At 61.7% G+C, this 23,942-nt stretch carries 32 protein-coding genes and 1 tRNA gene; 14 read left to right on the top strand and 19 right to left on the bottom strand.

Annotated features, from left to right (window positions below; all coding sequences use genetic code 11):
- Window positions 1-2 precede the first annotated feature (2 nt).
- Window positions 3-284: a hypothetical protein gene (locus ACE103_RS20460; RefSeq protein ID WP_375780905.1), complete on the top strand. Its 282-nt coding sequence runs from the start codon at window positions 3-5 to the stop codon at window positions 282-284.
- A gap of 358 nt (window positions 285-642) precedes the next feature.
- Here the strand turns inward: ACE103_RS20460 and ACE103_RS20455 are convergent, their stop codons facing one another.
- From ACE103_RS20455 to ACE103_RS20435, 5 genes are all read right to left on the bottom strand, one after another.
- The gene (locus ACE103_RS20455; RefSeq protein WP_375780904.1) at window positions 643-1,419 is read right to left on the bottom strand and encodes a cyclase family protein; all 777 of its coding nucleotides are present in this window, start codon (window positions 1,417-1,419) and stop codon (window positions 643-645) included.
- Window positions 1,420-2,334: 915 nt separating this feature from the next.
- Window positions 2,335-2,411: transfer RNA gene (locus ACE103_RS20450), tRNA-Pro, on the bottom strand.
- Window positions 2,412-2,531: 120 nt separating this feature from the next.
- Window positions 2,532-3,011, bottom strand: coding sequence for a DUF192 domain-containing protein (locus ACE103_RS20445; RefSeq protein WP_375780903.1), 480 nt, complete (start codon window positions 3,009-3,011; stop codon window positions 2,532-2,534).
- A 122-nt stretch (window positions 3,012-3,133) separates the two neighbouring features.
- A complete protein-coding gene (locus tag ACE103_RS20440; RefSeq protein ID WP_375780902.1) occupies window positions 3,134-3,796 on the bottom strand; it encodes a cold-shock protein in 663 nt (220 codons plus the stop codon).
- A 199-nt stretch (window positions 3,797-3,995) separates the two neighbouring features.
- Window positions 3,996-4,757, bottom strand: coding sequence for an NAD-dependent deacetylase (locus tag ACE103_RS20435; protein WP_375780901.1), 762 nt, complete (start codon window positions 4,755-4,757; stop codon window positions 3,996-3,998).
- Between the two features lie 35 nt (window positions 4,758-4,792).
- Here ACE103_RS20435 and ACE103_RS20430 point away from each other — a divergent pair, with 35 nt between their 5' ends.
- Window positions 4,793-5,002 carry a hypothetical protein gene (locus ACE103_RS20430; protein ID WP_375780900.1) on the top strand — a complete coding sequence of 70 codons (210 nt, stop codon included), beginning with the start codon at window positions 4,793-4,795 and terminating at the stop codon, window positions 5,000-5,002.
- Window positions 5,003-5,025: 23 nt separating this feature from the next.
- On the top strand, window positions 5,026-5,187 hold the full coding sequence (locus ACE103_RS20425; protein WP_223967733.1) for a hypothetical protein: 162 nt from the start codon (window positions 5,026-5,028) through the stop codon (window positions 5,185-5,187).
- 69 nt (window positions 5,188-5,256) lie between these two features.
- Here the strand turns inward: ACE103_RS20425 and ACE103_RS20420 are convergent, their stop codons facing one another.
- The 3 genes from ACE103_RS20420 to ACE103_RS20410 form a co-directional block, all read right to left on the bottom strand.
- Window positions 5,257-5,532: a hypothetical protein gene (locus ACE103_RS20420; RefSeq protein WP_375780899.1), complete on the bottom strand. Its 276-nt coding sequence runs from the start codon at window positions 5,530-5,532 to the stop codon at window positions 5,257-5,259.
- Between the two features lie 334 nt (window positions 5,533-5,866).
- Entirely contained in the window at window positions 5,867-6,052 is a 186-nt protein-coding gene (locus tag ACE103_RS20415; protein WP_375780898.1) for a hypothetical protein, read from the bottom strand.
- Between the two features lie 241 nt (window positions 6,053-6,293).
- Window positions 6,294-6,641 carry a GrlR family regulatory protein gene (locus ACE103_RS20410; protein ID WP_223967736.1) on the bottom strand — a complete coding sequence of 116 codons (348 nt, stop codon included), beginning with the start codon at window positions 6,639-6,641 and terminating at the stop codon, window positions 6,294-6,296.
- A 167-nt stretch (window positions 6,642-6,808) separates the two neighbouring features.
- Between ACE103_RS20410 and ACE103_RS20405 the strand changes: the two genes are divergently transcribed.
- The 3 genes from ACE103_RS20405 to ACE103_RS20395 all read left to right on the top strand — a co-directional run bounded on the left by ACE103_RS20405 (window position 6,809) and on the right by ACE103_RS20395 (window position 9,208).
- A complete protein-coding gene (locus ACE103_RS20405; protein ID WP_223967737.1) occupies window positions 6,809-6,982 on the top strand; it encodes a hypothetical protein in 174 nt (57 codons plus the stop codon).
- Window positions 6,983-7,768: 786 nt separating this feature from the next.
- Entirely contained in the window at window positions 7,769-8,221 is a 453-nt protein-coding gene (locus ACE103_RS20400; protein WP_097672220.1) for a VOC family protein, read from the top strand.
- Window positions 8,222-8,566: 345 nt separating this feature from the next.
- The gene (locus ACE103_RS20395) at window positions 8,567-9,208 is read left to right on the top strand and encodes a glutathione S-transferase family protein (RefSeq protein ID WP_375780897.1); all 642 of its coding nucleotides are present in this window, start codon (window positions 8,567-8,569) and stop codon (window positions 9,206-9,208) included.
- A gap of 12 nt (window positions 9,209-9,220) precedes the next feature.
- Here ACE103_RS20395 and ACE103_RS20390 read toward each other — a convergent pair whose 3' ends face one another.
- Both ACE103_RS20390 and ACE103_RS20385 read right to left on the bottom strand, forming a co-directional pair.
- The gene (locus ACE103_RS20390) at window positions 9,221-9,466 is read right to left on the bottom strand and encodes a hypothetical protein (RefSeq protein ID WP_375780896.1); all 246 of its coding nucleotides are present in this window, start codon (window positions 9,464-9,466) and stop codon (window positions 9,221-9,223) included.
- Between the two features lie 31 nt (window positions 9,467-9,497).
- Window positions 9,498-9,755 (bottom strand): PilZ domain-containing protein, encoded by a 258-nt coding sequence (locus ACE103_RS20385; protein ID WP_375780895.1) that lies wholly within the window; start codon window positions 9,753-9,755, stop codon window positions 9,498-9,500.
- 1,756 nt (window positions 9,756-11,511) lie between these two features.
- Between ACE103_RS20385 and ACE103_RS20380 the strand changes: the two genes are divergently transcribed.
- Window positions 11,512-12,867: a molecular chaperone gene (locus tag ACE103_RS20380; RefSeq protein WP_375780894.1), complete on the top strand. Its 1,356-nt coding sequence runs from the start codon at window positions 11,512-11,514 to the stop codon at window positions 12,865-12,867.
- 64 nt (window positions 12,868-12,931) lie between these two features.
- On the opposite strand, the gene ACE103_RS20375 is transcribed toward ACE103_RS20380, so the two are convergent.
- Window positions 12,932-13,432, bottom strand: a complete 501-nt coding sequence (locus ACE103_RS20375) for a hypothetical protein (protein ID WP_375780893.1) — start codon at window positions 13,430-13,432, stop codon at window positions 12,932-12,934.
- A gap of 115 nt (window positions 13,433-13,547) precedes the next feature.
- Entirely contained in the window at window positions 13,548-13,718 is a 171-nt protein-coding gene (locus ACE103_RS20370) for a hypothetical protein (protein WP_223967744.1), read from the bottom strand.
- 299 nt (window positions 13,719-14,017) lie between these two features.
- On the opposite strand from ACE103_RS20370, the gene ACE103_RS20365 reads away from it, so the two are divergent.
- Window positions 14,018-14,836 carry an extracellular solute-binding protein gene (locus tag ACE103_RS20365; protein WP_375780892.1) on the top strand — a complete coding sequence of 273 codons (819 nt, stop codon included), beginning with the start codon at window positions 14,018-14,020 and terminating at the stop codon, window positions 14,834-14,836.
- On the opposite strand, the gene ACE103_RS20360 is transcribed toward ACE103_RS20365, so the two are convergent.
- A complete protein-coding gene (locus tag ACE103_RS20360) occupies window positions 14,810-15,508 on the bottom strand; it encodes an ABC transporter permease (protein ID WP_375780891.1) in 699 nt (232 codons plus the stop codon). The two genes, ACE103_RS20365 and ACE103_RS20360, sit on opposite strands and share 27 nt — an antisense overlap.
- A 432-nt stretch (window positions 15,509-15,940) precedes the next feature.
- On the opposite strand from ACE103_RS20360, the gene ACE103_RS20355 reads away from it, so the two are divergent.
- The 4 genes from ACE103_RS20355 to ACE103_RS20340 all read left to right on the top strand — a co-directional run bounded on the left by ACE103_RS20355 (window position 15,941) and on the right by ACE103_RS20340 (window position 18,157).
- A complete protein-coding gene (locus ACE103_RS20355; RefSeq protein WP_223967747.1) occupies window positions 15,941-16,336 on the top strand; it encodes a response regulator in 396 nt (131 codons plus the stop codon).
- Between the two features lie 484 nt (window positions 16,337-16,820).
- Window positions 16,821-17,273, top strand: a complete 453-nt coding sequence (locus ACE103_RS20350; RefSeq protein ID WP_223967748.1) for an Hsp20 family protein — start codon at window positions 16,821-16,823, stop codon at window positions 17,271-17,273.
- Between the two features lie 399 nt (window positions 17,274-17,672).
- Window positions 17,673-17,975, top strand: coding sequence for a hypothetical protein (locus ACE103_RS20345; protein ID WP_223967750.1), 303 nt, complete (start codon window positions 17,673-17,675; stop codon window positions 17,973-17,975).
- A 2-nt stretch (window positions 17,976-17,977) separates the two neighbouring features.
- Window positions 17,978-18,157 carry a hypothetical protein gene (locus tag ACE103_RS20340; RefSeq protein WP_223967751.1) on the top strand — a complete coding sequence of 60 codons (180 nt, stop codon included), beginning with the start codon at window positions 17,978-17,980 and terminating at the stop codon, window positions 18,155-18,157.
- 332 nt (window positions 18,158-18,489) lie between these two features.
- On the opposite strand, the gene ACE103_RS20335 is transcribed toward ACE103_RS20340, so the two are convergent.
- Genes ACE103_RS20335 through ACE103_RS20320 form a run of 4 tightly spaced genes read right to left on the bottom strand, consistent with a single transcriptional unit; the run spans window position 18,490 to window position 20,822 of the window.
- Window positions 18,490-18,864, bottom strand: a complete 375-nt coding sequence (locus ACE103_RS20335; RefSeq protein WP_223967752.1) for a DUF1515 family protein — start codon at window positions 18,862-18,864, stop codon at window positions 18,490-18,492.
- Window positions 18,861-19,187 (bottom strand): hypothetical protein, encoded by a 327-nt coding sequence (locus ACE103_RS20330; RefSeq protein WP_375780890.1) that lies wholly within the window; start codon window positions 19,185-19,187, stop codon window positions 18,861-18,863. Before ACE103_RS20330 ends, ACE103_RS20335 begins: the two co-directional genes overlap by 4 nt.
- Window positions 19,174-19,575, bottom strand: coding sequence for a hypothetical protein (locus ACE103_RS20325; protein WP_375780889.1), 402 nt, complete (start codon window positions 19,573-19,575; stop codon window positions 19,174-19,176). Before ACE103_RS20325 ends, ACE103_RS20330 begins: the two co-directional genes overlap by 14 nt.
- Window positions 19,572-20,822, bottom strand: a complete 1,251-nt coding sequence (locus ACE103_RS20320; protein WP_375780888.1) for a peptidoglycan-binding protein — start codon at window positions 20,820-20,822, stop codon at window positions 19,572-19,574. Before ACE103_RS20320 ends, ACE103_RS20325 begins: the two co-directional genes overlap by 4 nt.
- A gap of 79 nt (window positions 20,823-20,901) precedes the next feature.
- On the opposite strand from ACE103_RS20320, the gene ACE103_RS20315 reads away from it, so the two are divergent.
- The gene (locus tag ACE103_RS20315) at window positions 20,902-21,084 is read left to right on the top strand and encodes a hypothetical protein (protein WP_375780887.1); all 183 of its coding nucleotides are present in this window, start codon (window positions 20,902-20,904) and stop codon (window positions 21,082-21,084) included.
- Between the two features lie 167 nt (window positions 21,085-21,251).
- On the top strand, window positions 21,252-21,464 hold the full coding sequence (locus ACE103_RS20310) for a hypothetical protein (RefSeq protein WP_375780886.1): 213 nt from the start codon (window positions 21,252-21,254) through the stop codon (window positions 21,462-21,464).
- 252 nt (window positions 21,465-21,716) lie between these two features.
- Here the strand turns inward: ACE103_RS20310 and ACE103_RS20305 are convergent, their stop codons facing one another.
- Both ACE103_RS20305 and ACE103_RS20300 read right to left on the bottom strand, forming a co-directional pair.
- A complete protein-coding gene (locus tag ACE103_RS20305; protein ID WP_375780885.1) occupies window positions 21,717-22,076 on the bottom strand; it encodes a hypothetical protein in 360 nt (119 codons plus the stop codon).
- A gap of 5 nt (window positions 22,077-22,081) precedes the next feature.
- Window positions 22,082-23,941, bottom strand: a complete 1,860-nt coding sequence (locus tag ACE103_RS20300) for a hypothetical protein (protein ID WP_375780884.1) — start codon at window positions 23,939-23,941, stop codon at window positions 22,082-22,084.
- Window position 23,942: the final 1 nt, after the last annotated feature.

Below are 23,942 nucleotides of genomic sequence, written 5' to 3'. Positions count from 1 at the left end.
GAATGACTAAACGCTACAATATCCTGACTCGTTGCCTCGCAGCAGTCGCTTTGTTGTTCGTCTATGTCGCAAGCACCTCTGCCATCCTGATCGGCGCCACCACGTCGTCTGCGCAGGCGCAATGGCGCGGACGTGGCTACGGATATCGCGGCGGCTGGGGTCGCGGAGGCGGATGGGGTTATGGTCGTGGATATGGTTATGGCCGCGGCTATGGCTACTACGGCGGTTATGCAGGTCCCCGTTGCTGGTGGACCCCGCGTGGTGTTCGCGTTTGCCGCTGGTAACAACCGACGGCCGATACAAGCGATATTGAAGACATCAATCAGGTGCGTCGGTCCCGGCGCACCTGATTTTCTTTTTGCGGATTGGTTGTCCTGCTTGGACTTGGTTCACCCGCTGGGGCCCGGCTCATCTCCGGCACGCAAGAAAGAGCCCCGGGAGACGCCGGGGCTCCAGTCACGGGAGAGAACGCTTCAGAAATCGGGACGCGAGGACGAGCCGCCGGCCCGATCACCCAATGCATCTACGGCGTGCATGAGAGCAGATTCGGCTGCCTCTGGCTGTAGCCATACCGCAACAACCTGCCGCAATGCACAGCCTGTCCACCGGTTCCAGAGGCTTGCCGAAAACCTCGGTAGGCGCCTAGCCGTCTAGGATCGCAACCGCCCTCGTCCACCCCGCCGACGCGCGCTCGATCTTCACCGGGAAGCACGACACCATGAACCCGGTCGCCGGCAGTTGCTCGAGATTGTGCAGCTTCTCGATGTGGCAGTAGCCGATATGCCGCCCGGCCTTGTGGCCTTCCCAGATCAGGCTAGCGTCCCTGGTCTCGGCATATCTCTTCGCGGTGAAGACGAACGGCGCATCCCAGCTCCAGCCGTCGATGCCGGTCAGCCGCACGCCGCGCTCGAGCAAATACATCGTCGCCTCATAGCCCATGCCGCACCCGGAATTGACGTAGTCGGCGTGGCCGTATTTCGCGCCGGCACTGGTGTTGACGACGACGATCTCGAGCGGCGACAGCGTGTGGCCGATCCGCTTCAACTCGGCTTCGACATCGCCTGCGGTCGCGACGTAGCCGTCAGGCAGATGCCGGAAGTCGAGCTTGACGCCCGGCTGAAAGCACCATTCCAGCGGCACCTCATCGATGGTCCAGGAGCGTTCGCCGCGGTTCATGGTCGGATGGAAATGCCAGGGCGCATCGAGATGCGTGCCGTTGTGCGTGGAGAGCGAGACCTGCTCGACGGCCCAGCCCTGCCCGTCAGGCAGATCCGCAGCCTTCAATCCATCAAAGAACTGCAGCATGCGCGGCAACCCTTGCTGATGGTCGATATACTGGATGGTCGGATGGTTGCCCGGCGGATCGGCCGGAACGTCGTTCTGCAAGGGAACCGAGATATCGATCAGTCTGCGCGCCATGGTGCCTCCTCGCGGATTGGTCTTGTCAGGCAGGAGCAACCTGCCAGTCCGCGCGCACCATCGGCAAGCCACATCCGCACGAGATCAGGCGATGGGTCTGCCCCGGTTGCGACAGCGGCAAGGCGCCGCGGCGTTGAACCTATTTCCCGTGCGGACGACCCATGGGCACTGGGGATTTCAGGGCCCAGTATTCGGCGACGCCGTCTGGACGATCCATATTCCGTCCCGACGGCGTTGTTGCGTCAGGCGAGACAATCCCGACCGAAACGTGGTTACCCGTGCCAGAACGCTGTTCACGCACAGCGAGCCGCAGAAACAATCCGTGTGCTCAATTCGGGCGGATTGCTGATGGTGTTGCCACGACGATACAGAGATACCCTTACAACGATGCTAACCAACCTGCATCTGAACCAAGACGGGGTTGCGTCGTGTCGGGATTTGATCACTGGAACGGTGCAAATAGAGCTTACTCGTCCTCCGAAGCGCCACATCTGCGCGATGAGCAGCAGCAGTTCGACCGCTATCACAAATTCGACGACGCCATCGCGCGACCGTCGGCGAGTGGCCCTAGAACCGTGATCCTGGATCGCTACAACCCGCCGGCTCGTTGATCTGGGTCAGCGCCCGGGCGGCTGGAGATGCGGGGAGTGGAGCGCGGGGGCTTCGGTCCGGCGCTTGCCATTTCAGGGTGCCGACTGACTACGATTTGTGGATTGGCAAAGCGTCGCGATGTGCTTGTCGCCAACCACCTGTTGGTTCGGATCCCACACGTTGGCAAGCCTGATCAGCGAGAGCATCTCGCCGCAGGCGTGCGTTGCCGCCCTCGCCTCCACCGGCTACCTGACCATCAGGATCCGCAAATTCAAGAATGGTCTTGGGTACGAAAGCGATCCGCCGTTCACGATCGCTGGGAGATGGTCGGGGCAGCTGGATTCGAACCAACGACCTGCAGTACCCAAAACTGCCGCGCTACCAGGCTGCGCTATACCCCGATATTTCCGAGAAGCCCCGTGGATACACGCTTCAGCCAGCGCCAGCAAGGCGGCGGTGCGGGACTTCCGACTGGGAAATCAGCCGCGGTTTCCGTCCGGAAACCGCAAGGGAACGGCGAGCTAGTGGCCGCCGAACAGCGGGTGGCCGACCCGGTCGCCGGGCTGGATGCCGTATTTCTGCGCGGTGCCGGCAATCACCTCGAGGACGCCCTTGGCGAGCCCCCGCGACGGAATGATCTTGGTCGACATCGGCTCGGTGTTCTCGGCGATCCGCAGGATGCGCCCGTCGGCGCGGATGAAGATCATGTCGAGCGAGATGTAGGTGTTCTTCATCCACATCGACACTTCCTGCTCCGGTGTGAAGTCGAACAGCATGCCTTTGCCGTCGGCGAGCTCCTTCCGGTACATCAGGCCGGTCTCCTTCTCCTGCTCGGTGGTCGCCATTTCGACGGAGAAGACGTGCACGCCTGATTTGGTGACGATCTCGAGCGGCTGGATGCTGGCCGCCTGCGCGGCCGGGGCCAGCAGCGCGCCGAACATCACGACGAGGGAGGCCACCAGCCACGGGCGAAGCCGCCCAACCATGCGATCGAAATTCATCGACAAATACTCACACCGGGGAAGATTTTCCGGCGGACCCTAACCCGATGATTGCGGCAAATGCCAGAGCCCTGACGGCTCGCCGGCGGCTCACGTTTCCGTCAGGGAGTCCAGCTAGGGGCTCAGTGCGACGAGAGCGCCGAGGGGCCGGTCTCCGGGTGGATCTCGGCGGCCATCATGCCCTTGGAGCCGGGCCCGAACCGCACGAGAACATACTGGCCGGGACGCAGCTCGGTCATGCCGAAGCGGCGCAGCGTCTCCATGTGCACGAAGATGTCGGGCGTGCCCTCCCCGCAAGTCACGAAGCCGAAGCCGCGCAGCCGGTTGAACCATTTGACCTGTGCACGTTCGAGCCCGCTGGTCGCGGTCACCGTGACATGGGTCCGCGGCGGCAGCATCTGTGCCGGATGGATCGCGGTCGACTCGTCCATCGAGACGATGCGGAAGGCCTGGTAGCCCTTCGCGCGCTGCACGCACTCGACGACGAGCCGCGCGCCCTCATAGGCGGTCTGGTGGCCGTCGCGCCGCAGCACCGTCACGTGCAGCAGGATGTCGGGCCAGCCATTGTCGGGGACGATGAAGCCGTATCCCTTCGAGGCGTCGAACCATTTGATGACGCCGGAGACTTCGACGAGGTTCGCCGCCGTGTCGCCGAGACCGGAGAAGGCATCGATCGCCGGATCGCGCGGCGCGCTGCCGTACTCGCCTTGTACAATCCTGCTTTGCCCAACTCCGCCTATCGGCGGTCCGCCGAGCTTCTTGGACTCAAATCCGTCCGACCCCATGACCCCGGACCCCACACATCAAATGCAGATCGCCGACGTTGCGGCGCACCCTGTACACGCTGCTCTCCATGACCAACTCATTTGGACGCTGCGCGAATCTCTCAACCAAAAGATAACACTCCCGCTTGCCGGGCATAGCTAAAAAACGATTCTTGCTGGAACTATGAACAGGCTTGCGCAGCCACGAATCAATCAGGCGTCAATTGCCTACGAAAGGACCAAGCGTGTCGCCGATGTCGTGCCGGATCACCAGGTCGGCGATGTCGTCCTGATCGGTCGGCTCGTTGTTGATGATCACGAGCCGCGCGCCGCTCTCCTTCGCCATCATCGGAAAGCCTGCGGCGGGCCACACCACCAGCGACGAGCCGATCGCCAGGAACAGGTTGCAGTGCCTTGCGAGTTCCGCGGCGCGACGCATCGCATCCTCGGGCATCGACTGCCCGAACGAGATCGTCGCGGTCTTCACCGGATCGCCGCACGCCGCGCAATCGGGCGCAGCACCGGTCTTGTCGAAGTGCAGCTTCACCCACGCAAGGTCGTAGTCCTTGCCGCACCCGATGCAGCGGGCATAGGTGGTGTTGCCGTGCAGCTCGATGACGTCATCGGCCTTAAAGCCCGACGCCTGATGCAGATTGTCGATGTTTTGGGTGATGATGCCGGGAACCTTGCCGGCCCGGTAGAGCGACGCGAGCGCGCGATGGCCGCGCCCCGGCTTGGCGGCCGCGAATGTCGGTTCCATCGCGAAGCGCCGGCGCCATGACTCGTCACGCGCCTCCTGACTGGCCACGAACTCGTCGAACGGAATCGGCCGGTTGCGCGTCCATAGCCCGCCGGGCGAGCGGAAGTCGGGAATGCCGCACTCGGTGGAGATACCCGCCCCGGTGAAGGGCACGATCGATGATGCCTCGGCAATCATGTTGCCGAGCCGCTCGACGCCGCTGCGCAGATCTTTTGCAATCACTGGGAATGATCCGGTTGGGCGGCCGCGACTATAGCATGGTCGGAGCGATTGCGAGCTCGACCATCACGCGAGCGATCGGCTGCGGTCAGGCCTCCGCGGTCGGATTGCGTGACCTGCTTCGCCGGCGCATCAGCTTCGTCAGTCTTCCGCTGCCCTTCTTCCGCTGCCTTGGCTTCATCACAATCCTGCAAAGCCTGCTCCGCATTGACGCCCAATTCACCGATGCCAATGCGCGGCGGGGATAGGACCATGACGAAGAGGATGGGCAATGGCCGATCAGAAGGACAGTGCCGCGCGCGAGCGCGAAGAGATCGTCGCACGCATTGCCAATTTCAGAGCGACGCAGCAGAAGTTCGAGCGCGATCGCCAGGAATATTACGACAACACGCTCGGCAATGTCTGGAGCGGATTGCAGCGCAAGAGCGCTTGAGCTTGCGCGCGATCACACCATGACGCGTGATTGAAAGGCCCGGAGCGGTGTGCTCCGGGCTCGTCGCCGTTACCAGTAATGGCGGTAGTGGTGGTGCCGATAATACGGACCGCGATAGTAGGCGGATCCGTCGTCGTAGTAGCCGTAGCGCGGGCCATAATAACCGTAGCCGGGCCCGTAGTAGTGTGGGCCGTACGCATAGGCGCCGGCCGCACCCGCGGCGAGCGCACCGGCGGCCAGACCGAACGCCAGGCCCGGGCCGATGCCGCGCGCCTGCGCCGGCGCGCTGACCATCGTTGCGCCTACCGTCGCGACCGTCGCCAAAACTGCCAATGTCTTTTTCATGGCCAACCTCCTCACGTGGTGATGTGCACCAACGCGGGCGCAAAAGGATGGTTGCTGCAAAACGCCTGTTCCGGTTCCGCAGCCATGCGATAGCGCAAAGCTACCATCGGTTAGCGGTGGAACAAAAACACAACCTCAATGATTAGTTTGCGTTGAGCGAGGTTGGCATTGATGCCGGCGTGGATGGAACTGCTGCTGAACGTGATGGGCTTTGCCGGCTTTATCGGCATCGCGATGTATCACAAGCATCCGAACGGGAAGCTGCCGGACTGAGCGCCGGGGCGCGGCTCAGCTTGCCGATTGCGGTTTGATGTCCGCTCTAGTTTGATTTCCTCTAGTTTGATTTCCGCGCCTCTCCCGCCGTGCGGACCAGCCGGTCCGCCTTAACGAGCACCTTGCCGCTCTCCGGCTGCGGCCGAAGCCAGAAACTGATCGCGACAAAGGCGGAACAGAGCAGCAGGCCCACCACCATCACGCGCCGGTGGGTCGGTCGGTCAGCGCTATGGAACGTTGGCGTCATGGCTGTCACCTGCAACCATTCCTACCGCAATCGCAGGTGGTGACAACGCAATGCTGCTCTTAACCTAACTAGGTAGGGTTAGCGGTGGCCCGGTAGGGCAGCGTTGGGATGCCTCACTTGTCGCGACATCCATCCACAACGATATCCCGCACTTGTCCGCAGCAAATCCACAGCCGCGGCAGATCATTTTGCCAAACAGAATGCGAAGCTTGCTGCGCACTCGTCCACAGGCTCGCCGCAATCAGGCATCCGCGAGGCGCTTCAGGGTTGCCTGGAAGCTCAGGCTGCGGGTTCCAACCAACACGGTCCCGAACACTTCGGCCTGGTCACCGCTGAAGGTACCGGAGAAGCCGCTCGTCACCTCTTGCCCTGCGAACAGCGGCCGGGCGAACGGATCGGAAAACGGAGAATGCTGATTGGTCCGGAGGTGCCCCTTCCAGGTGCCCTCGCCCGCCGTGTAGGCCCCGATCGACCAGAAATGCGGCCCGCCCCCGATCAGCAGGCCATCGCGAAGGATCAGGACGCCGCTGTCGCGGCCCCGCACGCCGTCCAACATAAGGATATGGATCGAATAAAGCCCGTTCCTCATCGATCGCGCCGTCCGGCCCCGCCGGCCCGCAGTATGCCGCCAAGCCGGGCGGCAGGCGAGCGGGCCGATCCCGCCCGGCCGCCGATTCGAGCCGAAAGCGCCGGTCCAGGCGCTTACAAATCGTTAAGAAAGCCCTGACAGGGTTCGACAGCCGGAGGGAGAGAGCCATGCTCGTTTACCCCGTACCTGTCGAAGTGACACAAGCCAGAGTGCAGCTCGTCGTCGATCAGACGGCGAAGGAGCAGCCGCGCGTCATCAGCGAGGATGTGCTCGACGTCTTCGCCGCCAAGAACAAGGCCGATCGCGACGCCGTCGAGACCCTTCTCGACATCAAGGTGTGAGATCGCAACCGGCCAAAGGCGCTTGCATTGCACATTTGGCGGCGCGCGCGGACGCATTCCGCGCGTGATCCGGGCCCCACGCCCCGGCAGGTTGGGCGACGCCGCAAATCCCCTCGCCGGACTTTTCCTTTGAACCTTTTACGCAGCGCCAAGACATAAATGCGCTGGGGATTTCAGGGCCCAGTGTTTGGCGCAGCGCTGTGGGACGAGGATATTCCGTCTACGCGGCGCTGTTGCATTTTATAAATTCAACCTTAAGTTTGGTCCCCAACAGTTGACGGCTCACGCCCTGAGAGATCCCCAGTCCGTCAGCTGGGAAAGCCCCGCATCCAGCCTGCGGGGCTTTCCATTTTCGGGATGCAGGAACCTGCCGCCGCGAGCACAGCGAGTTGGCTGGTTGCCGGCACGATCTCCCCAAGGCCGGCCGGGCATCAGACCTCGCGAGACCACGCGCGGGGCTTTGCTTTTTAGAGGATGTCCAACCTCGCGCGTCCTTGATTGGCAGTGATGGGCAATCGATGGGATAGAGGCCCGTGCCTCCAAGGCTCGACCACGAAAGCCCTGTCCCGGAATTTTCCTGGGCGGGGCTTTCTCGTATTGCGCGCGGCATCAGCGTGTCACCGCTCGCTCGGTTGCGTCGGCTCGCGAAAGCTTGAGAGCGCAACCGCCCCGAACGGTCGGCAAAAGTGGTGCACGCCCCTGCCCCGCGCCGCGTTTTGCTGCTATTTCTTGGCACGTCTCGCCCGAGCCAAAACAAAATCTCGCAATTCCCAGGAGGACAAGAAAATGCGCTATCTGCACACCATGCTGCGCGTCCGCAATCTCGATGTCGCGATGAAATTCTATCAGGACGCGCTGGGGCTGAAGGAAGTGCGCCGCATCGACAATGACAAGGGCCGCTTCACGCTGGTGTTTCTCTGCGCGGAGGAAGATCTCCATCTGCTCAAGTCGCTGCCGCAGAGCCGCGGCGCGCCGCTGGTCGAACTGACCTACAATTGGGACGAGGAGAAATACGGCGAGGACCGTCATTTCGGCCATCTCGCCTACGAGGTCGACGACATCTACGCGACCTGCGAGAAGCTGATGAAGATGGGTGTCACCATCAATCGTCCGCCGCGCGACGGCAACATGGCGTTCGTGCGCTCGCCCGACCTGCACTCGATCGAGATCCTGCAGAAGGGCGATCCGAAGGCGCCGGCCGAACCATGGGCCTCGATGCCGAACACCGGGCACTGGTAAACGCCGCTGCCGCGCGCATGTTCCTAATCCGCGTTTCTCCATCGGTGAAACGCGGAGCGTTCGCGAGGAACATGGCGCTCTGGTTGACGTTGCCTCCTCACACGAATGCGAGGAGGCGAGGAGATGGGAAAAGGACTTTTGCTTTGGCTGTTGGGTGTACCGATCCCGGTGATCATCGTGTTGTGGTTGCTGTTCGGTCACTGACTGCGCTTTGACTGAGATCGACGAGGCTCTGCCGCATCGCGGCGGAGCCTCTTTTTTGAACTCGGTACAATTCACCCCGCGCATTTCCCTGACGGTTCGGCTAGAACGCGCGCAAAGCACAACAGCGGAAAGAAACGCGTGATGGACAGCAAGCCGCAACTGACGATCTGGGGCCGGCCAAATTCGGTCAATGTGCAGAAGGTGCTCTGGTGTCTCGCCGAGCTCGACCTGCCCTATCAGCGCATCGATGCCGGCATGCAGTTCGGCAAGAACGATCAGGCGGACTATCTCGCGATGAATCCGAATGGCCGCGTCCCGACGCTGGTCGACGGCGACTACGTGCTGTGGGAATCCAATTCGGTGATGCGCTATCTCTGCCTGGCCTACGGTCAGGGTTCGTCGGTCTATCCGCATGCGCCGAAGGCGCGCGCCGCCGTTGACCGCTGGCTCGACTGGACCTTGTCGACGCTGCAACCGGTCGAGCGCCCGCTATTCTGGGGGCTGGTGCGCACGGCACCCGAAAAGCGCGACATGGTGCAGAGCCAGAAGGACGCCGATGCCGCCGGCGTGGTGTGGCGCGTCGTCGATGCGCAGCTTGCAAGCCGCCGCTACGTCGAGGGCGATCAGTTCACGATCGCCGACATCGCGCTCGGCGCCTTTGCGCGGCGCTGGTTCGGCGTCGAGGGCGTGACCAAGCCGAAGCTGCCCCATCTCGAACGCTGGTTCGGCGAGATCGCGCAGCGGCCGGCCTTCATCCGCATCGTCGCGCCGCCGATGTCGTGAGCGGCAAGCCGTTCAGCGTCCGCCGGACACCCCTGCACCGACGCTGACGGCGCCACCGAGCTTCACGCAGGTGTCCGAGCCCTCGACCTTGACGAAGCCCGGTCCGTACGACGCGCAGGAATTGCTCCGCGTCACGGATTTCGACGGCAGGGATTTGCCGGCATCGGGCGGCGTCTGGAAGTTGCGGCGGTCGCCGGTTTGCGCGAACGCAGCGGCGGGAAGCAGGACGGCGATGACGGCGAAGCAGGTCTTGCGCATGCCGCCTTTTATCGCGCGCGGCCGGATCAGGCTAGCGCACGAATCTAACACCGAACGTCTTGCCCTTGCGCCAGACCACTTCGCAGGCGCGCCCGGTGCGGGCGTCGCGCGAAAACGCCAACCGCAGCTTGGCCGGCAGCGTGTTGTTGTCCTGCACGGTGATTTTTGCGCCCGACGTGGAAATGTCCTCGACCACGCAAGGCCGCGCGGCGAATCCGCCGTCGAGCGTGATCCAGCCGGATTGACGCAGCGATTTGCGCGTTTCGCGCTTCTTGGATCCCAAAGCCATCACATCATCCCCGGGCTCACGCCTATCGCCACGGGCTTACCAAAGGGTTGCGAAAGATCGGCGGATTGCAGCAATCTAGGCCTTGTGCACACCTGCGGGGGCATAGCGGCGAGCTGGAGCCGCTTTCTTTCGCGGCGTTTGCACGACCGCATCCCAGAACAAATCCGACATCCGAGTGTCAGCCCGGTGTCAGGCTTCGAGCTTATCCTCCGTTTCGGGAGGATACGCCATGCCGACCAGGCCCCGCCCTTCGTGGTCCGAAAGAGGTAACCAGCTGCATGAGCTCCGACGACGCCCCTCGGACACATGTCGCTATTTTACGGAAATTCGGCCGCACCCGTGTTGCTTGCTTTGTGACGATTGCGGGTGGGTTTGTAGAAGCCATCCGGGCCAGCCTTGGAACGGCCCGGACGCTTGCACCTGCGGCGCATCGGGCGTGCCATGCCCTACCTGCAATCGACTAGCAGATCGGCGGAAGCGTTGAAGAACAGCCTTCGAAACCGCGTGCTCAACACGCCGGGACAGTCGCTTCCCTGAGATGGCAGAGACGGCTCTTAGGAACCTTCTGCGAGTCCGAGACTTACTGAGACGCTTGCTGACCTCATCCGCCCCCAAGGCGGTCGGCAACACCAAACCCCGCCCCGCGAAGGCGGGGTTCTATTTTGAACTTTCTCGTTGCCGCCGAGACTTACCCCCGGCTCGGGATTTCAGGGCCCAGTGTTCAGGCCAGCGTCGCGAGACGAGCATACTCCGTCTCAGCGACGCTGTTGCTTCTGCGGCCGGTACGGATGGCGGGTCCGACTCTGATCCCCAGTTCGTGAGCTGGAAGAAACCCCGCCGTCGCTGGGTTTTCTAGGATTGTCGGGATTCAGTCGGGGCACTTCCTTGGGAAGACCAATTGTTCGAACTGGGGCTAGTACTGCTGAACGGCTTGGCTATTCATGTTGAGATCATTAGCAGTTAGCGGCTTTGCCCTTTCATGCCTCCCGCGCAATCACTCTGATTGACTGACATAGATCGAATACGACTCCTCGTATGTCGCCTGAAACAAGGGAACGGGAGACCATCAGGGATGAGTTTCTCCAGTTTGCAGCTAGTCAATCGTTCTCGACGAGTGCCCGACATGTTCCAAATGGAATAACTCCATCCCTGTAGGGGTTGGAAGCCGTAGGAGGTCGAATGGAAAATGGAAGCGAATGCCCGCCTTCAAGGCCGTGGTGAGGCTGCGTGCCAAGCCTGACACTCGCTGAGGCGGCGAGTATCGGGGCCTGTATTTGGGCCGTGGTATTCGCGGTCCACGTCATTGCAGTGTTGATTTATTTTCGGCTCGACCGGGATAAGGGGCCTCGGGAGCGTCGCAATCCGGGATGGTTGGCTGCTCTTGGCATGTTGGCTTACTTGCCAATCTTGGTGCCAATCACGGTCCTCGGCTTCATTTTTCGATGTCTGATTGACTGGCCGGTCAACGGGTTAGTCAAACTGTTTCGGCGAAGGTCCGAGATTAAAAGCTGAACTTGAGCAGTCAGGCCCTAGCCGGCGGCGTCGGCCATTCGTTCAGTAGATGCGCCCGGGGCGGGAAAGTCTCGCGGGGTCAAAAGAAGCAGGTTTTTTCACGCACTTGCACGATGGCGCTCCCTAGCGGCGCGGGCGACCTCCCCGGCGATGCTGTTGATATCTCGGGATAATTCGTAATTTGTTGACTTCTAGCCGCCACTCCTCGGATGTTGGCGTGCAACAAAACGTCCAACAGGGTCCGATGCCGGAGCGTCTCACCAAGCGAAAAGGGTACTGGCATTTCGTGCGGCGGGTACCGCCCGAATTCGCTGCGATTGACCTTCGCGGGATCGTCAAACAATCGACCAAGATCCGCGTCGCTGACGACCGGTCAGGCATCCGTGCCGGACGCATCGCTGACCAGCTTAATATCGACCTTGAGGCGTCCTGGAGGGCGGCCGCGGGCCAGGGAACACGGGACGCCATCGTCGCGCTCGAGGAGGCCCGGCACCGGGCGCAGGCCCTGCAGCTCACCTATAGGCCGGTCGATGATGTCGCCCGGGAGGCCCTTGCGGAGATCCTCCGCCGGATCGATGCCTTGGCGGTGGGTGATAGGCGGCATGACCCTGCCACGGCCGCGGCGACCCTCGGCGGCGTCGACCTGCCCGAGATCATGCTGTCCGGCCTCTGCGATGAGTTCGAGGTCGCCAAGAAAACGACGATCGCCAGGATGTCGGCCGGTCAGTTCAAGAAATGGAAGAACGGCAAGAAACGCGCAATCGACCTGCTCATAACCGTGATCGGCGACAAGGCCATCACGCGGCTGACGCGCGACGACGTCCTGAAATTTACCGACCACTGGACCGAGCGCGTGGTCGACGGTGAGGTTCTGGCCGCGACGGCCAATCGCAACCTGACGCACATCACCGGAATGCTCTCGGCCGTCTCCAAACGTCATAGGCTCAATCTGGACCGTGTATTCGCCGGCGCCAGGCTCGAGGGTGACGCGTCACGGCCTCGGCCGCCCTTCTCGCCCTGGTGGATTGTCAACCGGCTTTTGGCGGCCGGCGCGCTGGAGACCATGAACAACGAGGAGCGCGCGGTGGTCATGGTGATGATCAATACCGGCGCCCGGCCGAGCGAGATCATCAACCTGCGGCGGCGGCATATCGTCCTGGAGGCTCCGATCCCGCACATCCGCGTCCGGCCAGACGATCGCGTTCTGAAAACAACCTTCTCCGATCGCGACATCCCACTGGTCGGGATCTCGCTCGAGGCGATGCGCCAATTCCCGGACGGCTTCCCGCATTACCGCGACAAAGGCGACACGCTATCGGCCGCAGTCAATGCGTACTTTTCTGACCATGACCTGCGCGAGACCGAGAGCCACACACTCTATTCGCTGCGGCACGGCTTCAAAGACCGCCTGCGCAGCGTCGAGACACCGGACGAGCTCAAGGACGAGTTGATGGGCCACGACACCAAGAAGCCGAAATACGGCGATGGTCACGGGCTCGACCTGAAGCAGAAGTACATCCAGCTGATCGCACTGGCGCCTGGAATGCAGGTTCCCGCTCCGCTTCAATTGATATTGCAGCGTCAGGCTAAGCGTCCATAGCGAAGTCTGCAGCTATCCTTCGACGAGGCGGGCCATTTGGCTTCCGCCAGGGTCAATAGGTCTCTCAGGCGTTGCCCGGCGTACCGCCCCAGGCGCGAGCTACCGCGCGCAGCCGCTCGCCGACCAGCCGATGCCGCTCCAGCAGCTCTTTGAACCGCGCCTGGGCCTGCTCGATCGTTATTTCACCGCTCTCGACCAGCCCTTTCAGCCCGTCCATTTCGGCAAAGATGACGTCGGTTTCGGCTTGAGCCTTGTCGAGTTCAGGCTCGCCCCATTGCTTCTGATCTTTCTTGTCAATCATCGCGACGACTCCTCGTGCACTCTTGACGTAGCTCATTACCGGAGTTTTTGTGGTCGATTGATTTGGATGACCATGACAGTTGCAGAGAAGATCATTCGCGCCGTTCGCGAACACCCGGGCCTGACTGAGCGTCAACTCGCCGACCGCATCTTTGGAGAGAACGCAGCGATCCAGCGCGTTAATCCAACATGCCGAAAACTCGTCACGCAGGGCCTGCTGCTGCGCCAGGGAAAGGGATGGAGCGGCGATCCGTTTCGATATCACCCGGCAACGCGGCCTCGATAGACCGAACGCCCGGCGTACTTTTTCAGCGGGTACAGCCGCCTCCCAGCCCGCGGAGATGCTTGACGATCGGGCCATCCGCCCGGACCGAGCCCGGTCATCCCCGCTTTTTGCCCGATTTCTTCTTGGCCGTTATTACTTCGGCCTGACTGCGAAAGGCTCTTGCCAACGCCAAAAGGCTTTCGGCGGCCTCACTATCAGAGATCGCCCGCGCTGCGCGTTCGGCCTTATCGGCCTGCTTGCGTAGGGATTTCGTCTCCTTGACCATCAGCTAATCCTAATGGGGCACATATTCGTAGGCGACGAATGCTCCGAGCCCGATCATGGCAACTAGTACAGCGATTGCGAGAAAAGACTGTGGGCGCATCGCGTCCTCCACGGCCAGTTAGCGGACTGCTTTTACCGCAAAAAGGGTCCAGCTTCAAAACGTGTTGCTATATATTGAAGCCGGCCGCCGCCTAAATCTCCTCCCAGCACGACCCGCAAGGTACCACGCGCACGGCATCGTTCGATTTGAACACGTCCAGAATTCAATATACCACTGCTCGCGCCGTCGGGGAGGAGCAGATGAAATTGCACAAATTTGGCTTGGTGCTCTCAATCCTGGCTTATGTCGCAGCGGCACAGGCCGAGCCAGCCGCAACAATTACTGTGGCCTCCACGACTTCGACGGAACAGTCTGGCCTGTTCGGATATCTCCTGCCGCACTTCACCGAGGCCACGAACATTGTCGTAAAAGTTGTCGCAGTCGGTACCGGCCAGGCGCTGGACATCGGGCGACGAGGCGATGCCGACGTCGTGTTCGTTCACGACAGGCCGGCCGAAGACAAGTTCATGTCCGAAGGCCAAGGCGTGAAGCGCTTCGACGTCATGTATAATGACTTCGTCATCGTCGGACCGAAATCTGATCCGGCCCACGTCGCGGGTGACAAAGATGTTGTCGAAGCACTGCGCAAGATTGCCGCCGCGAAAGCACCCTTCATATCGCGTGGCGACCGCTCCGGAACGCACGAGGCCGAGCTTCGGCTGTGGAAGCAGGCGGGCATCGACGTGGCGGCCGTGAAGGCCGACTGGTATCGCGAGATCGGTCAGGGCATGGGACCGGCGCTCAACATGGCATCGTCATCGAACGCCTATCTGCTGTCCGACCGGGGTACATGGCTGTCTTTCAAGAACCGCGGCGAGTTAGCCATTCTTACCGAAGGCGACAAGCGACTCTTCAACCAATATGGCGTGATGCTGGTGAACCCCGAAAAGCATCCCGCGGTTAAGGCCAAAGAAGGTCAGGCCTTCATCGACTGGCTGATCTCGCCAATGGGCCAGCAGAGCATCGCCAGTTACAAGGTCGCTGGTGAACAGCTATTTTTCCCCGACGCGCCCCACTAGCAAAAACGCAACCGTCGAGACCGCGAGGCTGAGCGCCAGCAAAATCAGACCCAAGCCCAGCGCCAGCGGCAGATCGCCCTTGCTGGTTTCAAGCGCGATGGCGGTCGTCATCGTCCGTGTGTAGCCGCGAATATTACCGCCGACGATGATGATGGCGCCGACCTCCGCGATGGCCCTTCCGAAAGCTGCGAGGAACGCTGTTAGCAGCGATGCGCGGCCGAGCGCGAACAACAACGCGATGCTGCGCGACCGTGACAGACCGTCGATGCGCGCAAGGTCAGCGTATTCTGCCCACAGCAGCGTCGACGGCCTATGCACCAGCGCCACCACAATCGGCGCGGCAAGCAGGGATTGGGCCATGATCATTGCAGTGGGCGTGAACAGGAGGCCGCCTGACCCGAGCGGACCGGAGCGCGACAGCAACATATACAGAGCGAGGCCGACCACGACCGGCGGCAGCCCGAGAAAGGCATTGGTGAGCACGATGATCGCCTGGTGGCCGCGAAACTTCGTGATCGCCAGCCACGCGCCGAATGGTGCGCCGACAATCAGCGCGACGATGCTCGCCGATAGGCTTATGCGCAATGACAGCGCGACGATTCCAAGGAGTTCTGGGTCGAGGCCGCCAATCAGTAGGATTGCAGTACTGATGGATTCCACGAAGTCATTCATTACAAGCACCGACGCATCAAGACAATCAGCGGCCCGGCCGCGTTCCGTAAGCACGCGCCGGGCCTGACCAGCGGCTGCGGGAGCGCCGCACGACCGTCTGGCTAGGGCTAGTATGAGACACGTCGGCGGCGGCGAAAAGGCAGGCGAACGGCTGGGGTCTGAGCAGACGTCCAATTGACCAACTTCTAGCGCGGCGCCGAGGCCAGTCGACAACCTCTAGCGACTTCCCGCCCGCCCGATTCAGCGGGAGAATGGACGCGATGGCTTCGAAACACCACCCCACTTCTCTCTCGGGCGATGTTTGGCGCGCCATCCGGTGCACTTCCGGTGCAATCGTTCCATGCCATTTTGGGGTATGGCCGCCCTCTACAGGAACAAGTGTTCACTTTGTAACTTAGCCATTACCGCATTGGCGCGGCAGGAGGATGGGGCATGCTAGAGCAACCGGTATTGCTGATCCTCGTGGTTGAGGACGAAGTATTTATTCAAGAGCTAGTCGAGGAAGCCTTGGCCGACGGAGGTTTTAAAACAGAATCTGTTTCATCTGGGGAAAAGGCGATCGCCCTCCTCGAAAATGACCAGCAAGAATACCGAGCCCTCATCACTGACATTCATTTGCCTGGTGCTCTTTCCGGTTGGGATGTCGCGAGGCGCGCAAGAGAGCTTAATGGGCAAATGCCCGTGGTCTACATGACCTCAGGCGCAGCCGATGAGTGGGCCGCGCAGGGAGTACCAAACAGCATCATTCTGCAAAAGCCTTTCGCGCTCGCGCAGGTCGTGACGGCGATTTCCCAACTACTGAACCAGGTACCCCCGACGCAAGAGTAAGGCCTGTTGGCGGCCTTCAGCCTAGGTAAAGGTCGCGCAGTTATCGGGAACGTCGCAAGGTTCATCAAAGGCGCGCCCTGCCACCGTGCCCTCTGGATACTGGCCCCCGACAAAAGCTTTGATGCGGTCTCGCGGATTTGGTGCGGACCACGCTGAACATTTGCACTGGCAAGTAACGTTCGCCTGGTCGAGTGCAGGTGCTGGCGGTGAACCTGAGCGGGTCGGTTTCCCTTAGCTGCCCGGTGGTTCACCTGGGGCGACAGAACCAAATGCATACCGCAACCCGGCACGGGCCCTCACAGCAGCCCGAGCCGCTCTCGATTTTTTTTTGCAAGCCCTCTTGACACCATCAAATTCTAATTTATTTCCTCGCTCGTCGGTCCGGTTAGGGTCGATGTCTGGACGCCAATCGGGTCCAGGCGTAACGGGCACCGGTCGTGTCCGGTGCTTCTCATACCCATCTTGCTCTTTGGAGGATTTGGCTATGCGCACGTACGACTTCTCTCCCCTTTTCCGGTCGACGATTGGGTTCGACCGTCTCTTCGATCTGGCCGAAACCGCCCAGCGCGCCACCGAAGATAACTACCCCCCCTACAACATCGAACGACTTGCCGATGATCGCTACCAGATCGCGCTCGCAGTCGCGGGCTTCTCGCCGGACGAGATCTCGGTGACCGCCGAGCAGAACGTCCTGACAATCGAGGGCAACAAGGTCGAGAAAGCAGACAGTGACTATCTCTATCAGGGCATCTCGACCCGGCGATTCAGGCGGCAATTTAGCTTGGCAGACCATGTTCTGGTCAAGCACGCCGCGTTCGACAACGGTCTGCTCAAGATCGAGCTGGCGCGCGAAATTCCAGAAGCCATGAAGCCGCGGCGGATTGCGATCAACGCGACGCCGAGCCGGCCGCAACAGCTCGAATCCGCTGCAGCCTGAACGGCGACAAGCCGCGTCCGGGTCTGCCGCACGCGGCTTCAACCATCCCATTCTCGTCTTAGAACGGAGGCAAACATGCGGCCGACGACCGCGAATGTTAGTTTCTTGAATATATCTGGTCGACGCGATGCGCGGTTCAATCATCCCCTGGATGTCGTGGCGGATTTATCCCTGACCACGGAAGAAAAACGCGCTCTGTTGGCGTCCTGGGCGTCGGATGCTGCTACGGTTCCCTCCCGACCAGGCTTGCGGGCTCCACGCGATCTAAGATCACCAGTCGGGATCGACGCAATTCTTGACGCACTACGTCGCCTCGACAGCGATCCTGATCATCCGCCAGGAGGCAAGCCCTACCGACTTCGCTCAACCGCGCGGCCGCTAGCGGCTTAGGAGGCAGGCATGAACGACATCAACCTCCCAAAACACGTCGTCGACAGAATCGAGGCCCGCTGGTGTGCCCGACAAGCCTCAACAAAGGGCGAGTTCGTCGACCGCCAGCTCGAACAGCTGCGGGCGCATCGCAACAACATCCGGCGATATCAATGGCTACTCAGCACGAAGCTGAACGACCTTGAGCGCAATTACATCGAACGACGCCTGTCCGAGGAATCAACTGCAATTGAAAATCTGGTAGGTGACATTCCTCCTCTCGGCCGTGAGCAGCCGCTGCTCGACGTCGGCCTTGGATCAAAAAGGGCGTGACCATGAGCACGACGCAATTTCTGATACAGGGAAGCCAGAAGATAATCGGTCACTATCGGTTTTTGCTCGACACGGCGAAAACGCAGCAGGAGCAGAAGGAGTTGGCGAAGAGGATAGATGAAGAGAATCGAAACCTGGAACGACTGCTTGCTGATCTTGCTCGGCCAGCGCAAGCGGCCTGATCACTCGTAGTCAATCCGGTGGCAACTTAGAGGGCGAGGCTCAGATCATGAGAACGCCAATATCGGCGAGGGACCTGGAATTAATCGCTTTGCGCGAGATTCGCAGCTTTCCCGGCGGCGAATATGTTTGCCATGTGGAAGTTGTTCAGGCGAACCCGGATTGGAAACTTCACGCGACGGTCAGGGACGGCGCCGATCTCGATCGAATCCAGCACGCGGCGGGAGCCACGGAGTTTAGATTGAAGCATCGGTATGAACTGCGAACCGATTGGTGATCGAACCGCGGCAAGGCTGGTTAGTTGCGATCACCGGCAACAGCGCGACGCGCTCGTTCACCGCTTATGCATATCAAGGTAGGTGGTCAAAATCCAGCCGACGCCTCCGCTCAAGAGAGCAGCGAACCAATAAAGCCAACGGCTGAGATTACGAACGCCGGTGGCCTGCGCCTGGACGCTTTGGACGGTCTGGACTGTTGGTTTCATGTCAGCGATGTCCTTCGTAGCCGTCGCCACCTGCGCGCCCAATGCCGTCATGTCCGCGCGGAGGTCGTCAACCTTCCGATGGAGATCCTTTCGCCCTTCCGAGGCCTTTTCCTCCATTCGCTGCCATGTCTGCAGCAACGTCGATACCGTAGATTCAAGCCCACCGATCTTAGCGGCCATTTGAAGCAAGGCAGCATTTAAGCTGCCACTATCATCACCGCTCATTTCGCGTTCTTTCGCTTGAACAGGCTGAAACCGTGCGCCGGCTTTTCCGCCGGCGCCGCGCTCTCGCAGGCGATACCGGCGACGCGGCCGATGCCCTCGCGAACGTCCTGGTATTGGCAGACGGCGCGACGCAGGCAGGCATTGACCTTTGCCAGCGCGGCGCGGTCGGTTTTCCAGAGCCGCTCGATCTCGCCGGCGTCGAGCTCGCGGTCCGGCGTCTCGACGGGCGCGCGCTCGCAGGCCGCGACGTCCGCAGGCAGCGCCGGAATGTTCGGCGCGTCCGGAGGCGGAGGCTGTAGCTTGTCGACGCTACCGGACCCCACGCACCCGGCGAGACATGTCGCGAGTAAAACACTTGTTAGGATTAGCCGGCGTTGCATCAATAGCCCCCTGGTTCGACTGGATCTGCGCCTCGGCCGCCGCGGCGCGCTTGGCGTCGCGTTGCTGCAGGGCATTGGCGAAAGCGAGCTGGCGCTCCTTCTCCGCCAGGCGCGCCTGCAACTGCGCATTATGCTCGGCGACCTGTGCCGCTTCGCACTTCGCCTCTGCCGAGCCAAAGCCGGCGTTGTAGAGATGCGCGCCGCCAGCGATCGCAGCGCCGCCGGCGACGACGGCCAGGCCGCCGGCGAACAGCGCGCCGGCGGCAAATGGCGAGAGGTTGACGCCGGCGAGGCCCGCCAGGCGCACAACGATTGCGACGACCCAGCTCATGCGTGTTTCCCCGCGCGATAGTCAGCCAGGCGGCGCCGCTCGAGCTGGTCGGCAACAAACCAGACCAGGACGCCGACGCCGGCGACGACGACCAGGGCGGCGATACCGATCGCGATCGCCTGGATCGCGCCAGGCGTCAGGCCGAGGCCACCAACCGCGTCCTTTGCGGCCGAGACTTGCGTCGCGCGGTCTGTGAGCCAGGCGAGCACGCCGGCGCCACCGAGGCCGCTCGAGCCGCCGAATATCTTCCCGGCCCATCCTTTGGCCCGATCGGCCAGCGCGATTGTCTGCGAGCCCTCGTCGCGGAGATCCTCGACGGTCGCGCTCGCCCGCGTCTCGGCGACCTGCCGCGGCGCCTGCGGCTTGCCGAGCTCGGCGATCAGCTGGTCGTCGATCGCAGGCGTCAGCGGCAGGCCGCGCGCGTTGCGATAGGCCAGGATCATTCCCTCGGTCCGGCCCTGCGGCGATTGCTCGCCGTCGACCTGGCCGACGTCGTAATAGCCGAGCTCGCGCAGCCGCCCCTGCACATACGCGACGGCCTCCGGATCGACCGGCGCCGGCGTCGTCGCCAGCTTGGCATGTTCCTGCGGATGCGACGTTGCGAGGCCGCGCTCGAATAGCGCCGCCTCGTCGTCGCGGCGGATGCGCAGCCCCTTGCTGTCAGGCCAGAGCCGTTTCATGGAGCGGATCAGGCCAGGGATCTTGGCGAGCTCGCCGCTGCCGATCGCCGCCTTGATCTGCCGCATCTCCGACCAGCGCGGCCCCGGCTTGTTGAAGCCGCCAGCGTCGCGGTTAAAGGCGATCGACAGGATGACGCCTTTGCAATCCGGCGAGAGCTCGTCGAAACCAGGCAGCAGCCGCCGGCAGATCGCGAGATAGCGCGGAATGTCATGGCTCGAGAAAACCTCGAGCGCAACGTCCCAAGGGATGTCGACGACGCCGCGCAGCTTGCGCGCCAGCTTTTCCGCCGCCGGCCCCGTGACGCCGCAGCACTTCGCCAGCGCCTGCAGCATCGCGTCCGGGATCTTGCCCGACCAATCGGCCAGGAACTGCTGCCGCGTCGTCTGGCCGACGTCATAGCCGCAGCCAATCGTCACGCCGGACTGTTCGCCAGGCCAGGTCGCGCCGCTCAGATGCTTCGAATACCAGGCCGAGCTGGTGACCTCGGCGCTGACGATCAGGTCAAAGGTCGCACGGGAGATGCCATGCAAATCGATAGCGCTCGCAGAAATGACTGCGCTGGTCATCGTGATAGTCCTTGTGTGATGAAACGGGGCCAGGAACAGGTATTCACGGCCGTCGTTAATTCGGCAGAGAGCGCCGAAAATGAAAGCGATGACACCTGGAGATTGCAGGGACCGTGCCGAGCACTACCGGCAGGCCAAAGCGATGGCCAAAGACCACTTTACACGCCGCTATCTGGCGGCGATGGAGCACAGCTACCGGGTCTTGGCAGAGAGTGAGGAAGCCTTCGAGAAGGCGCCAAAGTTAGAAGACAAGAAGGGCTGAAGACCGGCTGGTCAACCTGCCCGTCGGACATGCCAACGACCGCAACGATAAAGTCTCATCTGCGCCAACCCGGCCTTGACAGTCTGCGCATGTGATCTAAGTTTTCGATCGGGCAAGGCCCTCCCATTTTTCAAGGAAAATTATACGACCGTCAAAGGATGACGACGATGACCGACGAAGATTTTGCGCTGTTGCGGACCCATCGCAACAACATCCATCGATACCGCAGATTGCTCGAAACCCAGCTCTCCGCACTTGAGCGTCAGTATTTGGAAAGGCGCCTTTCGGAGGAGCAGACCGCGATAGAATTGCTGTCGAGGTCGATATTTCCTCTCGAGCTGGGCGCCGTCTCGCGACGATCGCCGCCAGCCACGGCCTAGGCAGCTTCGACAATGTTGGACGTCGTCTTGACCGACCGCCATAGACGCGGCTGGGAATGGGAGGTTCGCGATCCTTCCGGCAAGATACTCGTAGCCGGACGGGAAAAGACCCGACGAGCCGCAAAGTACGCGGGAGACCGGGCCTTGTTCCAACTTCTCGTCACCGACCCGCAATCAATAGACCTGGAAAGACGAAGGTAGGAAGCGCGTAGCCGCTCAGTATCTGCCCTTGGGTTTGGCCGGCGGCGCCAGTCAGACCAGGGCATTTGCGCGAATGAGGAGCTGGTCGACCTGCGCGTCAGAGAGGCCGAGGGCCGTAATCATGCGTTGAACCAAAGGATCTGTGCGCCGGAGCTCGGTTGCGAGATCCCATTCCTCCTGGACCGAAGCATCCGCTGCGATCGCCGCCCGGACCACGGCCCAATCGCCGAGCTCGTCATAGGCTCGCTTCAAGCCGAGCTTCGTGCACGAGCTCGGCGCCGGCGTCGGCGGCTGCAGAAATGCAATGACCGCCGGATCACCGTCAGCTACCTGCTCGAGGACGCGGCCAGGCTGCTCGCAGCCAAACCATCCAACAATTTCACCAGCGTTGTTTCGTTCGACGAATCCCATATCTGTCAGCCCTCCATCGGATCAAACCAGCCGCGCGACGCGATGCGGAGCACCGTTGATGCAGCGCTCGCCCTGGCCGCAACGTTCGCATTCGTGTCGGTCCACACGCGAATTTCAGAGAAGTTGCCCATTGAGGCGTTTGTCACTTCTGTCGCTGTCGCACCGTTTGAGAAGTTTGGCGCGGTGTCGACCATCGCAACGTCATGAACCCACCATTGCGTGTTTTGCGTCGCGCTCCAGCCGATGACGGTCAGAATGGCTTGCACCTGGATGCCAGTCGGAACGCTGGCGAGGGAGTAGGTCGTCAGCGCTGTTCCGAGGTTGGTCACGTTCACGTCGATCGAGACGCCGGGCCAGATGAACTCGTTTCCGCGCACCAATAGTTGAGAGAAGACGCTGCCGTTCCAATAGACGGCACCAATCCGACGAAACAGCGTGTAACCGCCCGGCAGCGTTGGAGCGGCGGCACTTCGAGAAATGAGAGCGTCGACCGTGCCAAGGCCGGTCGGGTTTTTAATCACGAAGACATGGTAAAAGCCGGTCGCGATCGCGCCGGTGTCCAAGCCGCCGGAGCCGTTGCCGACCGACCACGCCCCACTCGTTTTGTTGAGCGCGGCTGCGAGCGTAATCATGTCCGCCGCGTTGCGATCAGCCGCAACGCCAGCGGTCACAGTGAAGTTTGCGACCGCAGTAGTATTGACCTTTAAGCCGCTCCTGTAGCCCTTCAGCAGACCAGGAATGCCGAGATTGATTATTGCAACCGGCTTGTTTGTCAGCTCGGCGAGATTGAGGCTTGACGTCAGATCGCCTGCGCCGGGCTGACCGACGTGGTTGAAATTCCAGTCTCCGAACGTGCCGACACCATTCGCCTTGTCGACCGTCATCGTAATGATTTGCGCAACAGGATCGTAGAGACAAACGCCCTCCATCCAATTGGTCGGCGAGGCATTCGACGATGCGCGCAGCCTCACGCCGTTCTGATACGAAAACCCTGTGACCGCTGAGAACACTTTCGTTCCAGGGCTGCCGATCGCCAGCGCGGTCGCGCTCGTCGCCTCCGTTGCGCTCTGAGCGAGTAGCAGCCATTTTCCGGCCGCCAGATCGGTTGCGAAATTGCCCGACAGATGCGGGACGATGCACTGATAAAGGTTTTTGTTGATCGGGTGCACCACGATCGAGGCCGGCGGAGCGACTACGTAATTCGTGCCAGTTGCCCAGGCCGTCGCGCTGCTCCACGGCACCGCGCCGGTATCGCCCTTGTCACCCTTGGCCGCCAGGACCTGCCAGTATGTCGCATCCGGCGCCGGATGCCCCGATCCCGGCGCCGGGTTGATCCAAACATAGGACGTCCCGGACGTCGTCTGCACGTCGCCGACCGAATAGGTCGCGGCGTTGTCATAGGCGCCGCGAAAACTGAAACCCTTGTATATCCCGAGATAGGACCAGGCGCCGGCGGTATGGAACCACATTTTCCCGGTCGTCGGCTGCAGCGCATATTGGCCGTCAGAGCCGAGCGAAGGATCTGGCGCGGCGAGCGACACGTCGACGAACCAAAAGAAGCCTGACGTATTCAGCGCCGCGATCAGATCTGAAACGTCACCGATGACCTGCGCGCCGGCGATGCGCTGAGACGACGCTTTCCAGATGACATAGGGAACGCCGGCCTGCGCGCCGCCGCCCCACGGCGGAATGACGAGATGCATCGGATCAGTGACGTCTGCGATGATCGTCTGAAAATTGCCGATCTGCAGGGTATCGCCCGGCCGAACATTGGTGCCGGACCAGATTGTCCCGACACCCGTAACGGCCGTTCCGTTCGCCGCGACAGAGATCGTTCCGGTCGAATAGCTCGAGAGCGCGGTCATT

Origin of the sequence: Bradyrhizobium sp. ma5, assembly GCF_042258955.1 — a bacterium.
Classification (GTDB): Bacteria; Pseudomonadota; Alphaproteobacteria; order Rhizobiales; family Xanthobacteraceae; genus Bradyrhizobium.
Note: the sequence above shows the minus strand (reverse complement) of the source record. Positions and strands in the feature narration are given on the sequence as shown.

What these genes read in the sequence shown, in the direction of transcription:
- ACE103_RS20345 (WP_223967750.1), top strand. Translation starts at nt 17,673, where the DNA reads ATGAACGACATCAACCTCCCAAAACACGTCGTCGACAGAATCGAGGCC.
- ACE103_RS20365 (WP_375780892.1), top strand. Translation starts at nt 14,018, where the DNA reads ATGAAATTGCACAAATTTGGCTTGGTGCTCTCAATCCTGGCTTATGTC.
- ACE103_RS20410 (WP_223967736.1), bottom strand. Translation starts at nt 6,641, where the DNA reads ATGAGGAACGGGCTTTATTCGATCCATATCCTTATGTTGGACGGCGTG.
- ACE103_RS20390 (WP_375780896.1), bottom strand. Translation starts at nt 9,466, where the DNA reads ATGCGCAAGACCTGCTTCGCCGTCATCGCCGTCCTGCTTCCCGCCGCT.
- ACE103_RS20315 (WP_375780887.1), top strand. Translation starts at nt 20,902, where the DNA reads ATGAAAGCGATGACACCTGGAGATTGCAGGGACCGTGCCGAGCACTAC.
- ACE103_RS20405 (WP_223967737.1), top strand. Translation starts at nt 6,809, where the DNA reads ATGCTCGTTTACCCCGTACCTGTCGAAGTGACACAAGCCAGAGTGCAG.
- ACE103_RS20360 (WP_375780891.1), bottom strand. Translation starts at nt 15,508, where the DNA reads ATGAATGACTTCGTGGAATCCATCAGTACTGCAATCCTACTGATTGGC.
- ACE103_RS20340 (WP_223967751.1), top strand. Translation starts at nt 17,978, where the DNA reads ATGAGCACGACGCAATTTCTGATACAGGGAAGCCAGAAGATAATCGGT.
- ACE103_RS20460 (WP_375780905.1), top strand. Translation starts at nt 3, where the DNA reads ATGACTAAACGCTACAATATCCTGACTCGTTGCCTCGCAGCAGTCGCT.
- ACE103_RS20380 (WP_375780894.1), top strand. Translation starts at nt 11,512, where the DNA reads ATGCCGGAGCGTCTCACCAAGCGAAAAGGGTACTGGCATTTCGTGCGG.
- ACE103_RS20395 (WP_375780897.1), top strand. Translation starts at nt 8,567, where the DNA reads ATGGACAGCAAGCCGCAACTGACGATCTGGGGCCGGCCAAATTCGGTC.
- ACE103_RS20415 (WP_375780898.1), bottom strand. Translation starts at nt 6,052, where the DNA reads ATGACGCCAACGTTCCATAGCGCTGACCGACCGACCCACCGGCGCGTG.
- ACE103_RS20440 (WP_375780902.1), bottom strand. Translation starts at nt 3,796, where the DNA reads ATGGGGTCGGACGGATTTGAGTCCAAGAAGCTCGGCGGACCGCCGATA.
- ACE103_RS20400 (WP_097672220.1), top strand. Translation starts at nt 7,769, where the DNA reads ATGCGCTATCTGCACACCATGCTGCGCGTCCGCAATCTCGATGTCGCG.
- ACE103_RS20445 (WP_375780903.1), bottom strand. Translation starts at nt 3,011, where the DNA reads ATGAATTTCGATCGCATGGTTGGGCGGCTTCGCCCGTGGCTGGTGGCC.
- ACE103_RS20385 (WP_375780895.1), bottom strand. Translation starts at nt 9,755, where the DNA reads ATGGCTTTGGGATCCAAGAAGCGCGAAACGCGCAAATCGCTGCGTCAA.
- ACE103_RS20325 (WP_375780889.1), bottom strand. Translation starts at nt 19,575, where the DNA reads ATGAGCTGGGTCGTCGCAATCGTTGTGCGCCTGGCGGGCCTCGCCGGC.
- ACE103_RS20305 (WP_375780885.1), bottom strand. Translation starts at nt 22,076, where the DNA reads ATGGGATTCGTCGAACGAAACAACGCTGGTGAAATTGTTGGATGGTTT.
- ACE103_RS20370 (WP_223967744.1), bottom strand. Translation starts at nt 13,718, where the DNA reads ATGGTCAAGGAGACGAAATCCCTACGCAAGCAGGCCGATAAGGCCGAA.
- ACE103_RS20355 (WP_223967747.1), top strand. Translation starts at nt 15,941, where the DNA reads ATGCTAGAGCAACCGGTATTGCTGATCCTCGTGGTTGAGGACGAAGTA.
- ACE103_RS20455 (WP_375780904.1), bottom strand. Translation starts at nt 1,419, where the DNA reads ATGGCGCGCAGACTGATCGATATCTCGGTTCCCTTGCAGAACGACGTT.
- ACE103_RS20310 (WP_375780886.1), top strand. Translation starts at nt 21,252, where the DNA reads ATGACCGACGAAGATTTTGCGCTGTTGCGGACCCATCGCAACAACATC.
- ACE103_RS20350 (WP_223967748.1), top strand. Translation starts at nt 16,821, where the DNA reads ATGCGCACGTACGACTTCTCTCCCCTTTTCCGGTCGACGATTGGGTTC.
- ACE103_RS20335 (WP_223967752.1), bottom strand. Translation starts at nt 18,864, where the DNA reads ATGAGCGGTGATGATAGTGGCAGCTTAAATGCTGCCTTGCTTCAAATG.
- ACE103_RS20430 (WP_375780900.1), top strand. Translation starts at nt 4,793, where the DNA reads ATGGTCGGAGCGATTGCGAGCTCGACCATCACGCGAGCGATCGGCTGC.
- ACE103_RS20420 (WP_375780899.1), bottom strand. Translation starts at nt 5,532, where the DNA reads ATGAAAAAGACATTGGCAGTTTTGGCGACGGTCGCGACGGTAGGCGCA.
- ACE103_RS20425 (WP_223967733.1), top strand. Translation starts at nt 5,026, where the DNA reads ATGGCCGATCAGAAGGACAGTGCCGCGCGCGAGCGCGAAGAGATCGTC.
- ACE103_RS20320 (WP_375780888.1), bottom strand. Translation starts at nt 20,822, where the DNA reads ATGACCAGCGCAGTCATTTCTGCGAGCGCTATCGATTTGCATGGCATC.
- ACE103_RS20300 (WP_375780884.1), bottom strand. Translation starts at nt 23,941, where the DNA reads ATGACCGCGCTCTCGAGCTATTCGACCGGAACGATCTCTGTCGCGGCG.